Below are 12,801 nucleotides of genomic sequence, written 5' to 3'. Positions count from 1 at the left end.
TTGACATCCCTTCCCGATTGGCAAATCTGATTCACTTTAATAAGGTTGATTAAAGATAGCAAGCTGCGTGCACCTTACAGTTAAGTTTAACAATTCGCCTCAAAAGCCGAAAGTAAATTCTCCATGATGGCTTCAATTGGCTGGCCTTCGATATCATGACGAGGAACAAAGTGCACTACTTCTCTTCCTTTCAACAACGCCATTGACGGGGAAGATGGCTCAAGATCTGTAAAATAGTCACGCATTTTTGCTGTCGCTTCCTTATCCTGGCCGGCAAAAACCGTAATCAAATGATCTGGTTTCTTTTCACTTCTTAAAATGGCCTGTGTAGCTGATGGACGGGCAAGACCAGCTGCGCAGCCGCATACGGAGTTAACAACGACCAAAGTGGTTCCCTGCACATTTTCCATGAACTCTTCTACTTCAGCTGCAGTAAGCAATTCTTTGAAACCTGTGCGAGTCAATTCTTCACGCATCGGCTTAACCATTTGCTTCATATATTCTTCATATGCCATTGACATAAATAATAATCCCTCCCAAACATTGGTTGCAGTGTTAGCATACTATATTCGTTAGCGCAAACGCAATAATCTATTTGTAGATTATCGATTCCTTGATTCTGTCATTTGTTTCCATACTGACCCTTTAGCTTCTTCGCCATGCTCAATCCGGGCAATCGCCAATTTCACCTGCATGCTTACTTCAAATTCGGGATCATCTTCAGCTTGCTTTAATGCAGGCAATGCCCGCTCATCTCCAACCTCGAACAGGAACATGGCAGCTCGCCAGCGGACCAGCTTGCTTGGATCTGTCAGAGCTTCCATCATTGCGTCCGTGGCTTCCGGTAACCCTAGATCCGATAAGCAATCACCTGCTGTCCTCCGAACCGTAACGGTTTTATCCTTCAGTGCCTTATACAATAAAGGCAATGATTCTTTATCCTCTATCATTCCTACATACACTGTTGCCAGGCGGCGTATCGATGCTTTCTCATCGTGTAACGCTTTTTCAAGTACAGGCAGGTCTTCGATTGTCGGGGCGTCCATTTGTTCAAGGAGCTGATATCTGATCCGCCAATCAGGATTGTCCAGATCCGCTTCCATTATCCGAACCTTCTTTTTTGCCGCTTTCAACTGAGCTTCCTGTCCTGGATTATTCGCTAACCTGACCAGATCCTCTAGTCTTTCTGATGGGAAAGCGGCGATTAGTTCTTCGACAACCTCCTTGCCAATCACCTCAAATTCACCATAGCGGACACCTAGGTCTTTCCATCTTCGGACCATTACGACATTATCTTCGGGAGTCTGGACCTGACCGATTTTTTCTGCAAATATTTTTGGGAGTCCAAACCGATGCTCCTCCGTTCCATCAGTAAGCTTAACCTGCATTGGAAGTCCTTTATACATCTGGACCTGAACTTTGATTTCGCCAAAGTGGTCATTGCTTTTTAGTGCATCATTTTCGGATTGCTGTTCTTCTTCACCAAACGCTTTCCTTACTTCAGGAAGAATGACCTTCCAGTCGAATTTAGCGTTTCGTTCGACTGCCAAAAAGTCTGCCACGTGGTAAACTCCTTTTACCCCTTCAATTTCCAATATGTTTTTCACGACCTCCGGTGCCCCGGCGGCCTCGTTTTTTTTATAATTATTGCTTTTGCCCATAGGGAGGGCTTCATCTAAATTGATTTTCATGGTATTTGGGCTTGGCGTTGGTTCAATTGATAAAATCTTCATATTCTCACCCCTTTATTTTTTCAGGATTGAAGCCATTTTATCATACTATAAGAACAATCGCATTTAGGGCGAGAGAATGGAGCATAAAATCTCGATCTTATTCGTCAACGAGCTCAGATAAATAGCTCCACCTTTCAATTAAGTATTCTAGGTGTTCATTCAATTTTTCTGCCTCCTTCATCAAGGCCTGGCCTTTTTCAAAGTCACTTCCTATATTAACCATTTCTGTCTGCACTTCTTCAAGGCGGGCTTCCGTATTGGAAAGCTCCTCGTCGATTTCCGCCCATTCTTTTTGCTCTTTGAAGCTTAATTTCTTTTTCTTTGGTTTTTCAGGCTGCTCCACCTTTTCTTTCTTCGTCGGGGAAGAAACAGAATCAGCTTTCGGACGTTTCTCCAGGTAATCAGTATAATTGCCGTAATAAAGGCCTGTCCGGCCATTTCCTTCCAATACTAGCAGCAGGTCAACAACTTTATCAAGGAAATAACGGTCATGGGATACGGTGATCACGACACCAGGAAATTCCTCCAAATAATCCTCCAACACCGTTAAAGTCTGTGTGTCCAGATCGTTAGTAGGTTCATCGAGCAGGAGCACATTCGGTTCTTCCATCAACAGCTTTAACAGATAGAGCCGACGTTTCTCCCCACCTGAAAGCTTTCTGATCAAGGTACCATGTGCGTATGGCGGAAATAGGAATCGCTCAAGCATTTGTGCCGCCGAAATTATTTTTCCATCGGTTGTATGGACCATTTCGGCCGTTTCCTTCAGATATTCGATGACCCTTTTATTCTCATCCAAGTCTTCATTTTCTTGTGTATAATAGACAATTTTAACTGTCTGGCCCGTGATGATTTCGCCAGAATCAAGATCAACTCTTCCCGACAGGATATTCAGTAGAGTCGATTTTCCTGTTCCATTTCGGCCGATAATTCCCAGCCTGTCACCCGGCTTCACGAGCAAATGGAAATCGTTAAGAATAAGTTTGTCCTCGTATTTTTTGGTAGCATCTTTCAATTCAAGTACTTGTTTTCCAAGCCTGCTCCCACTTAAAGAGATATCCAGTTTTTCAGTTGACTTACCATTTGATACTTCTTCATCCAATTGATCAAAACGTTGGATTCTTGCCTTCTGTTTTGTTGTCCTAGCCTTTGCTCCTCTCCGGATCCACTCCAGTTCCTGTCTGAACAGGTTCTTCTTCTTCTCAACTGTGGCTGCTTCATTTTCCTCGCGAATCGCTTTTGCTTCCAGGAAACTGGCATAGTTGCCTTTATAGCTGTAAAGGTTTCCTCCGTCCAGTTCAAAAATTCTGTTCGTCACTCTATCCAGAAAGTACCGGTCATGGGTAACGAGTAAAAGGGATCCAGAGTAGCGGGATAAATAATCTTCCAGCCACTTGACTGTTTCATAGTCTAGATGGTTGGTTGGCTCATCGAGGATCAGCAGATCTGGAGCTTCAATCAATACCTGTGCGAGTGCGACACGTTTTTTCTGACCACCGGATAACTCCGCAATTGTTCGGGTAAAATCCGAGATCCCAAGTTGCATTAAAATCGATTTTGCTGCAGTATTGGCATCCCAGCCATCAGAACTGTCCATTCTCCGTTGCAACTCATAAAATCGTTGCTGAATTGCTAAGTCATCTGGCTTTCGACCTAAGTCTGCAAGAATCATTTCATATTGGCGCAGCAGCTCCAAGATTGGAGCTTCTCCGCTGAACACCTGATCAAGGACTGTTTTTTCCGGATTCATTTCAGGCTGCTGCGATAAAAAGGATATTTTATAGTCTTTTGCCAGAAACAACTCTCCAGTGTCCGGCTGGTCCATCCCTGCTACAATCCGCAGCAGAGAGGATTTTCCGGTACCGTTGACTCCGATCAATCCAATGCGTTCCCGCTCGCCGATTGTAAAGCTGATGCTGTTGAACAGTTCTTTTTCTCCGTAAGTCTTTGTCACGTTTTCAATCGTGATCATTTTCATGCCGTACCATTCCATTCACTATAAAATTGTTCCAGAAAACCCTCCATAAACCGATGCCTTTCCTCAGCTAATTGTTTTGCATGCGCTGTATTCATCCTGTCTTTTAACCTCAAAAGCTTTTCATAGAAGTGATGGACCGAAGAACTGTTGCCATTTCTGTATTCTTCAAGTGTCATCTCTCCTCTGATACTAAAATTCGGTTCATAAATTGGATGGCCTTTCTTGCCTCCAAAAGCAAAAGTCCTCGCAATCCCGATAGCACCAAGGGCATCAAGACGATCTGCATCCTGAACGATTTCTGCTTCGATGCTGTTGAGTTCAAGCTGCCTTCCGCCTTTAAAAGACACCGTTGAAATACAGCTCTTAATTTTTGAAGCTGTGTCACGATCTAATTCTATGCTTTGCAAAAACGAATCCAGCTTTTCCCATCCGGCTGCTTCCGATTCATTCAATTTATCATCCGGTATATCATGAAGCAAGGCAGCCATTTCGATGATAAACCAATCCCCTTGCTGTTCCTTGCGCCAAATCAGCTGGGCATTCTTCCTAACCCGGTCAATATGATGCCAATCATGTCCAGAAGAATCTCCCTTCAGCTGATTTTCCACAAATTCCTCCGTGATTTTGATCAACTCATTCATATCGTGCACCCACTTTCCTGTCGAACTTATTTTACCATACTCCTCCGCTGGCAATAGAGTAAAAGGAATGGCGGAGCTAGGCAAAAAAAATAAGTGCCAAATAGCACTTATTTTTTGAAGGTGTTCCAGCTGATTCCGATCGTGTGTTCACCGGCATGGACGCCAATTACTGCTCCAATCGGGCAGCTAAAGAATCGAATATCCGGGAATATTCCTTCTAGCTGAGTTTGCCATTCATCTGCAGTTTCTTTGTGAAGTCCATAGAGGATAAATACTTCGCTTACTCCGAATTTCTTATGGGAGGCCTTTAAATATTCAAATATTTTTTCGCGAGCCTTCTTGTCACTACGTACCTTTTCCTTCGTTTTCAACGCACCGTCTTCAATGCTGATGATTGGTTTTATGTTGAGCATGCTGCCAAGATAAAACTGCAGCCCGGACATTCTTCCACTGCGATGCAGCTGTTCCAGACTGCCAATCATCACATAGGTTTCATTTGAATCACGAATGATTTCAAGCTGTTCCTTAATCTCCTCAGCCTCTGCACCTTGCTCAGCCAAAATAATCCCCCTTTTTAAGAGCGATGTCAACGGATAGGTAAGCGTTTTTGAGTCAATAGTGATGACAGGTATGTTTACAGCTTGTGCTGCTTGTACACTGGATGCAACTGTTCCGCTTAATTTCGAGGAAATCAAAACGGAGAAAACCAGATCATATTTCCCCTCAAGTTTTTCATATAATTCCATAAAAACACCAACTGGCGGCTGGGACGTTTTTGGTGGAGTTTTCACTGACTTTAATTTCTCGTATAATTCTTTGGCAGTTAAGTCCTTGCCATCCAGGTATTCAACATCATCTAAAACAATCGTCATTGGTACCTGGTAGACGTCAGGATTGTTCAGCAAGTCCTCATCGAGATAGGCAGTACTGTCTGTAACCCAAGCTATTTTTCCCATACAATCCCCCCAAAATTCTATTTTTTCCTTACATCCGAGAATATTTTACGAAGTAGGTTATACTAGGTTATTCTGAAAACAAAACAAAAATTCCTGCCTGGGAAAGCAAGAATTATTATACAACTAATAATTTTTTTAGTTTTTTCAAAGAGTCAATCATATAGTCAATCATTTCAGTTAAATCATCCATCTGCTCCTCATAAACAAGGCGGTTAAATGATACTGTAGAAAAATTTCTGACCAATTGACTTTTTGCGAGAGGGGTAGTCTTGATAAATTGGACGATCTCCCTGTCCTTTCCCCAGATCTCTTCCAGATCTTCCTGTATAGATTGAAAAACAAGCTTTTCATTTCGATGCAGCAATGAAAAGGATATATCGACTATGCATCCAGCAAGATGATTCGCCTTTCCGCTTGATAATAATTCAGCGGAAAGGTTCTCCAAACATGCCTCCAAAGTCAGAATTGCTGCGATTTCTTCTTCCTTGTAGCCGTTCACTGTAAAAGTAATTTCATACTTTCGCGACAGCTTAGCCGTATTGATCCAGTCATTCCGATCAACAACCTTGATTTTTCCGCTCAAATCCCTATCATATATTTCTCCTTCGATTACAACTTTAATGTTTTCAAAGGCTGTTGGGTCAAACAAAATGCTCCCTCCAATCCAAGTTCCGAAAGTTAGAAACCAGCCTCCCAAACGGAAGGCTGGCATATTTGATTAGGATGACTAAAATAGGCCAACCGCATTCCCATCTTCATCCACGTCCATATTCAGTGCAGCAGGCAATTTAGGAAGTCCAGGCATCGTCATCACTTCCCCTGTCATGGCAACAATGAATCCTGCTCCAACGGATGGTTTCAATTCTCTTACTGCGATGGTGAATCCGGATGGACGCCCAAGTTTTTGCGGATCATCTGACAAAGAGTATTGCGTTTTTGCCATACAGATTGGCAGCACACCCCAGCCAAATTCCTCAAAATCCGAGAGTTGTTTCTTAGCCTTTGGTGAAAATTCGACTCCAGCTGCACCATAAACCCGAGTTGCAATCTTCTTGATTTTATCCTCAAGCGAATCGGAAAGATCGTAAAGATGAGCAAAGTTATTTTCCTGTTTGTCTATCACATCGAGCAAAGTCTTAGCAAGCTCTAATCCACCTGCACCGCCTTTTTCCCAAACCTCTGTCAACGCAACTGGTATGCCTGCTTTCTCACACATTTCCTGAAGTGTATTTGTTTCGAGTTCTGTATCGGTAATAAAACGATTAATTGCAACTACATACGGCAATCCAAAGCTCGCAATCGTTTCCACGTGCTTTTGCAAATTTGTAAAACCAGCCTGTATGGCCTGTATATTCTCGTTTTTCAAGTCTGATTTCTTCATACCCCCGTGCATTTTCAGCGCCCGGATGGTAGCAACGATGACAACCGCTGATGGATCGATTCCGGGAGTTCTTGCTTTGATATTTAAGAATTTTTCAGCTCCGAGGTCTGCACCAAATCCCGCTTCGGTTACCACAAAATCTGCTAGCTTTGATGCTGCTTCTGTTGCGATGACACTGTTGCAGCCATGTGCAATATTAGCAAATGGGCCGCCATGTATCAATGCGGGAGTGTGTTCAATCGTCTGGACAAGATTGGGTTTAACGGCTTCCTTCAGCAAAAGCGTCAGTGCGCCTTCCACTCCTAGATCACCGACAGTAACTGGCTGCTTGTCAAAATTATAGGCTATAACCATTTTGGATAGACGTCTTTTTAAGTCCTTCAGGTCGCTTGCAAGACATAACACTGCCATAATTTCAGAAGCTACCGTGATATCGAATCCATCTTCCCGCGGTACTCCTTGAAGCGGCCCACCAAGTCCAATGATCACCTTCCGCAGGGCACGGTCATTCAAATCAAGCGCCCGCTTCCAGACGATTCTGCGTTGGTCAATATTCAGTTTATTTCCCTGTTGAAGATGATTATCAATCAAAGCAGCCAGTGCATTGTTGGCTGTAGTTATGGCGTGCAGGTCGCCAGTAAAGTGTAGATTGATATCTTCCATTGGAAGCACTTGTGCATAACCGCCTCCTGTTGCGCCGCCCTTGATCCCCATCGTCGGTCCGAGTGATGGTTCTCGCATCGCAATCATTGTTTTCTGTCCAAGCTTATTTAAAGCGTCGGCGAGTCCGACCGTCACTGTCGATTTTCCTTCCCCAGCGGGAGTTGGATTAATCGCAGTAACAAGAATAATCTTGCCGCTTTCCTTTGTTTTCAATTTCGTCAAAGCTTCTGTAGACAGCTTTGCTTTATACTTGCCGAACATCTCGATATCATCGCCAGAAAGTCCTATGCTCGCTGCAATCTCAACTATCGGGTCCATTTGGCTTTCACGGGCAATTTCAATATCTGACTTAACTTGAACCTTCGTTTCCATTCCCAATCCCTCCAGCTATTATCTATGTCCTTACCATCTTATATTTTACCACCAGGTAATTCCGATCAGCTAAAAAATATCATTTTGTCATAAAATTTTCTCTTTAACCAATTGCTCCATAAAAGAATTCAGACTATAATAAAAATTACTGACTTTAGTTTGCTGAAAGAGAGGGTATATTATGCCAATTAAAATCCCGCTGCATTTGCCAGCGAAAGAAATATTGGAAAAAGAAAACATCTTCATCATGGATGAGAACCGGGCCTCTAGGCAGGATATTCGCCCATTAAATATTTTGATTCTGAATCTTATGCCTGAGAAGGAAAAGACAGAAAGACAGCTGCTTCGACTGCTCGGAAACACGCCGATTCAAGTAAACATCCATTTTTTGAAAACAGCTACATACGATTCAAAGAACACTTCCGCATACCATCTGGAGGAGTTTTACCAAACCTTCAACGAGGTAAAAACAAAAAAATATGACGGCATGATCATTACTGGTGCTCCAATTGAACTGATGGAATTCGAAGAAGTGGACTATTGGGATGAACTAATAGAAATCCTTGACTGGACAAAGGAGAATGTGACGTCGACTTTGCATATTTGCTGGGGTGCCCAGGCTGCTTTGTATCATCACTATGGCATTGACAAATATCTTCTGCCGCAAAAGTGTTCAGGTATTTTCACTCACCGTGTCCTTGATGAGACGGATAAGCTGTTAAGAGGATTTGATGATGAGTTTCCAGCTCCTCATTCACGTAACACTGAGCTGTCAATAGCAGCACTCAACGATCATCCTGATTTAAAAGTACTTGCAGTTTCCGATGAAGCTGGCCCTTTGATTATTTCCAGCAAGGATGGTACCAGAATCATGATTACAGGACATCTAGAATACGAAGCTACCACTTTAGCTGAGGAATATTCAAGGGACAAAGCTAGAGGTATTGATATCCATGTCCCTGAAAATTACTTTCCAGACAATAATCCTGAAAAGACACCGCCTAACCGTTGGAGATCACACGCTCATTTGTTCTTTTCTAACTGGCTCAATTATTATGTGTACCAGGAAACGCCGTTTGAATGGAAATAAGAAAAACCGGGCGAAACCGCCCGGTTTTTCTTTATTCTGAAAGTCTCGAATTTATCGCATTTGGAACTTGGAAGTCCTGTATTTGTACGACAGAATTCCCGTTACGTTTATTTTTTGGAGAAAGTGTAAGACTAGGAGGGTGAAAGGAGAGATTAAATTGCAGCAAGAACAGCTAATCGCGGTACATAAAAACCATGTTGGGGAGATTATCAGCTTCCAGACTTCAAGCGGCAGGATCATCTCTTATCGCAAAGCGTTAATGGAAGTGTCCACCGGCAATATTTCTGGAGTAAATATAATGGAGGAAACCAATGGGAACTCCTCCCTACTGACAGCAGATGGTTCTGACTTTCAAACTTATCCGGAAATATACTAACCGCAAAAACACCTACCAATACTGGAAGGTGTTTTGTATTTAAAAAAATCCTGCAGATAAACATCGGTGACAAGGCACTACTCTCTTTGATTGACAGCCTGGTGAGCGAGCTCGAATTTCAGTTTCTTTTCCTGCGCATCCCAATATAGCTTTGCATTAAAAGTTCGATCCTTGCTTTGGAAGCCTTCAATCACATCCGTACTTCCTTCAGCGAGCAGCTTCTTTATATTTTTTTGCGTCACTGTCTTGCCAAGAACCTGTTTGGATAGGGTGAAATTGCATTTCGTTTTTTGATAGTTGGAACAGCCATAAAACGTACCTTTGTCTAAGACTGTACCCTCGCATTTTTTACATTTTCCCAAATTCGTTACACGCCTTGATTTCCCACCTATTTTACCAGGCACAAAGGCATTGGTAAGTTCCTCTGAAAATGTCCAGCCTGCTGATCCTTCCGTCGTTTCCGAAACCAAGTGCTTAATCATTTTTGAGGTTTGTTCGATAAATTGTTTCGGCGATGCTTCCCCCTCGCCGATCTCGTGCAGCCGCTTTTCCCATTTCGCTGTCATTTCCGGTGAAGCAAGCACTTGTCCGCCAACTGCCGTGACGAGTATTTTTGCTTTGGCCGTGGCATAAACAAGATTTTTGCGGACCTCGATATAGGCACGGTCTTTTAGCATGGTAATGATTCCTGCTCGCGTAGCTTCGGTTCCAAGTCCTTCTGCCTTCATTAGCACCTTTTCCAATTGCTTGTCTTCAATATGCTTGCCTGCCGTTTTCATCAAAGTGATCAACTGTCCTTCCGTCAATCTTTTTGGCGGCTGCGTTTTGCTTTCTTTTGCCTCTGTGTGGATGACCATTCCCGTTTCCCCCTGCTGAACTGCAGGCAGCTCCGGTTCTTTATCTGCGTCTTTTTGCGGCAGCACCTTCCTCCAGCCTTCATCAAGCTGGACTTTCCCCTTCGAAGTAAATTCAGCCCTGCTATCCACGACCGTCTTGATCGTCGTATACTCCGCTATATAAGGACTATAGTGGGCAGCAATCAGCGTCCGTACAAGCAAATCATACAGTTTAAGTTCCTCTCCCGACAGCCTGTTTAAGATGGGAACTTGCTCTGTAGGAATAATTGCATAGTGGTCCGTCACCTTTTTTTCATTTACATATCGTTTGTTGTTTTTAATGGATTCTACTGGCAGTGGAAATAATGTTTGATAATCAGGAATCACCTGGAGTTTTTTCAGGATAGCTGGAAAGCCTTCCGCTTCACCTGGAGTTACATGCCTGGAATCGGAACGGGGATAAGAGACGATCCCTCTTTGATAGAGTCCTTGTAAAATGTCGAGCGTCTTTTTCGGCGACATCTTAAACCGCCTGTTTGCTTCAGCTTGAATTGCTGAAAGATTGTATAATAATGGCGGCAGGAATTCTTTTTTCTCAGAATGAACTTCTGCTGCTTCAGCATGTTTACCGTTGCAAAATGCAGCGATTTTTTCAGCCATTTCCTTTGTTTTGATTCTGGAGTCACCATCTTTTTCCCATTTGCCAGTGTATTGCTTTCCGTTGATTCGGAAATTACCGATTACTTCCCAGAAAGGTTCTGAGACAAAATTTTCGATTTCGAGCTCTCGTTTTACAATCAGAGTAAGCGTGGGTGTTTGGACCCTTCCGACAGAAAATACATCTGAATACCCTTTCTGCTGCAATAAAAGAGTGTACAGTCTTGAGGCGTTCATGCCTACAACCCAGTCAGCACAAGCGCGCGTATAGGCTTCATAATACAAATTTTTTGTATCTGATTCACTTAATAGTTTCTGAAAGCCATCTTTTATTGCTTTTGGGGTAAGGGAGGAGATCCACAGCCGTTTCATCGGTTTCGTGCAATTTGCGAGACGAAGGATATTTCTGATAATCAACTCTCCTTCCCGTCCTGCGTCACCGGCATGGATAATTTCGGTTACCCTAGGGTCCGAAACTAATTTTTTAATAATATTAAATTGCTTCGCTTTCGATTTTACAACTTCATACTTGAATTGGTCGGGAATGATCGGCAATGTATTCAGTGACCACTTCTTCCATGACGGGTTGTACTGTTCGGGCGCGGACAACTCCGTTAAATGACCGATTGCCCACGATACATACGCGCCATCCGGAAAGATTTCATTTGGAAGAATCTCAATGTATCCTTCCTTCTTCTTCATTGTAAAAACGGAGGCTAGGGTTCTGCCCTGATCAGGCTTTTCCGCAACGATTACCTTCATAATTTCCTCCTGAAAAGCTTTTATAAGAACGTAACTATACTAATCTCTATTTTATCTTTTTTTCAATAAGAGCGTAAAGGACTTTTATCTCAGCACTTATACGCTTAAACAGGCAGATGATGCTCAGCTGCCTGTAAAAACTTATTGGTTTGAATAAGAGAGAACTTAATCATGTAAGACACGTGAAATTCTCAAACCACGGTCGAGGCGCAAATCAATTAGCGAATCCTTCGTCTTGATGAGAGCCTTCAATGGTTCATAGTTATCGACCATAAGGATTGTTCCTTCTTCTCCATTGCTTAAAAGGACGCGTTTGCCAACAAGACTGTCCATAATTCTGTATAAAAAGACGAGCATGATTTTTGGATCAAATTTACCAAAAACATCGTTTTGCATTTGAGAAATGACTATATGGAATGGTTCTGCCTGATGGTACACCCTTGAAGACGACATGGCATGATAGACATCAGCTATTGCGACAATTTTGGCAAAGTTATCAATCTTATTGCTCGGGAGACTGAATGGATAACCACCTCCATCCTCCCGTTCGTGGTGCTGAAGTGCGATGAGAGCAACCCTGTCATTCAATTCTGGAATATCCTTCAGCAGCCTGTATCCATATGCGGTATGCCGTTTCATTTCAGAGTACTCTTCCTGTGTCAGCCTGCCTGGCTTATTGAGAATTTCAGCAGGTATTCTCGCCTTGCCAATATCATGGAGGGTGGCTCCGAGCGAAAGATCATTCAAATCGGACTGATTCAAATTAAGCCATTTCCCTAATAATGTTGAAATAATACCGACACAGACAGTATGTCTATAAGTATATTCATCTTTTGATTTAAGTTCATAAAAAAGGTGATAAATATGGGGTATTTCTGCTGCCTGTCTGATTGCAGGCATGATTTCATTTTTGATTTCCGAGATTGGAATAACACCAGTCTTTGCGACGACATCGAATATTTCTTCCATTTGAACGGAAGCAGCGTCAAGCATCTTGTTCATATCCTTGATTTTCGTTTTTATTCCCGTCTGTGATGTAGGGTCCTGAACGGTATTCCCGTTTCTGATTGTATCCAGTAATTTCTCAATTTGATAATCAGATAAGGCCGTTAACGCTGATGGAGTGGTCTTCTTCATAATACCCCCCTCTTGACTAAATAGGATAGCCTGCTTTTATTGTTTGCTGTTCGTATAAGAAAATAATAACAAATTTTTCCGAAAAGAGGAAGCGTGACAATTATTTATAATTCATAAAATTTTAAGAAAATTTATAGGGTAATAGCGTTTGCATCCTTGACTACGATTATTCTAATATTGTATATTTAAGACATCATGTAAGAGGATATATTTGCCGCG

Annotated in this window: 11 protein-coding genes; 2 read left to right on the top strand and 9 right to left on the bottom strand. The window is 42.6% G+C overall.

What is annotated here, in order from left to right:
• Positions 1-86: 86 nt before the first annotated feature.
• The 7 genes from UB32_RS09630 to UB32_RS09600 all read right to left on the bottom strand — a co-directional run bounded on the left by UB32_RS09630 (position 87) and on the right by UB32_RS09600 (position 7,724).
• On the bottom strand, positions 87-521 hold the full coding sequence (locus tag UB32_RS09630) for a BrxA/BrxB family bacilliredoxin (RefSeq protein ID WP_044393275.1): 435 nt from the start codon (positions 519-521) through the stop codon (positions 87-89).
• A gap of 81 nt (positions 522-602) precedes the next feature.
• A complete protein-coding gene (locus UB32_RS09625; RefSeq protein WP_044393273.1) occupies positions 603-1,733 on the bottom strand; it encodes a conserved virulence factor C family protein in 1,131 nt (376 codons plus the stop codon).
• 97 nt (positions 1,734-1,830) lie between these two features.
• Positions 1,831-3,711, bottom strand: coding sequence for an ABC-F family ATP-binding cassette domain-containing protein (locus UB32_RS09620; protein WP_044393316.1), 1,881 nt, complete (start codon positions 3,709-3,711; stop codon positions 1,831-1,833).
• Entirely contained in the window at positions 3,708-4,352 is a 645-nt protein-coding gene (locus UB32_RS09615) for an HD domain-containing protein (protein WP_044393271.1), read from the bottom strand. The genes UB32_RS09620 and UB32_RS09615 overlap by 4 nt, the downstream gene beginning before the upstream one ends.
• Before the next feature lie 107 nt (positions 4,353-4,459).
• Positions 4,460-5,308, bottom strand: coding sequence for a DegV family protein (locus tag UB32_RS09610; protein ID WP_044393269.1), 849 nt, complete (start codon positions 5,306-5,308; stop codon positions 4,460-4,462).
• A 115-nt stretch (positions 5,309-5,423) separates the two neighbouring features.
• Positions 5,424-5,957 (bottom strand): hypothetical protein, encoded by a 534-nt coding sequence (locus UB32_RS09605; protein ID WP_044393267.1) that lies wholly within the window; start codon positions 5,955-5,957, stop codon positions 5,424-5,426.
• A 78-nt stretch (positions 5,958-6,035) separates the two neighbouring features.
• The gene (locus UB32_RS09600) at positions 6,036-7,724 is read right to left on the bottom strand and encodes a formate--tetrahydrofolate ligase (protein ID WP_044393266.1); all 1,689 of its coding nucleotides are present in this window, start codon (positions 7,722-7,724) and stop codon (positions 6,036-6,038) included.
• Positions 7,725-7,905: 181 nt separating this feature from the next.
• Between UB32_RS09600 and metA the strand changes: the two genes are divergently transcribed.
• Together metA and UB32_RS09590 are read left to right on the top strand one after the other, a co-directional pair.
• The gene (gene metA / locus UB32_RS09595; RefSeq protein WP_044393264.1) at positions 7,906-8,814 is read left to right on the top strand and encodes a homoserine O-acetyltransferase MetA; all 909 of its coding nucleotides are present in this window, start codon (positions 7,906-7,908) and stop codon (positions 8,812-8,814) included.
• Between the two features lie 139 nt (positions 8,815-8,953).
• Entirely contained in the window at positions 8,954-9,190 is a 237-nt protein-coding gene (locus tag UB32_RS09590; RefSeq protein WP_241768467.1) for a DUF3892 domain-containing protein, read from the top strand.
• 77 nt (positions 9,191-9,267) lie between these two features.
• Here the strand turns inward: UB32_RS09590 and UB32_RS09585 are convergent, their stop codons facing one another.
• Positions 9,268-11,445, bottom strand: a complete 2,178-nt coding sequence (locus tag UB32_RS09585; protein WP_044393261.1) for a DNA topoisomerase III — start codon at positions 11,443-11,445, stop codon at positions 9,268-9,270.
• Positions 11,446-11,610: 165 nt separating this feature from the next.
• Entirely contained in the window at positions 11,611-12,582 is a 972-nt protein-coding gene (locus UB32_RS09580; RefSeq protein WP_044393259.1) for an HD-GYP domain-containing protein, read from the bottom strand.
• Between the last annotated feature and the right edge of the window lie 219 nt (positions 12,583-12,801).

This window comes from Mesobacillus subterraneus, from assembly GCF_000934845.1.
GTDB lineage: Bacteria > Bacillota > Bacilli > Bacillales > Cytobacillaceae > Mesobacillus > Mesobacillus stamsii.
The sequence above is the reverse complement of the archived record's forward strand: the minus strand, read 5'-3'. Positions and strand labels throughout refer to the sequence as shown.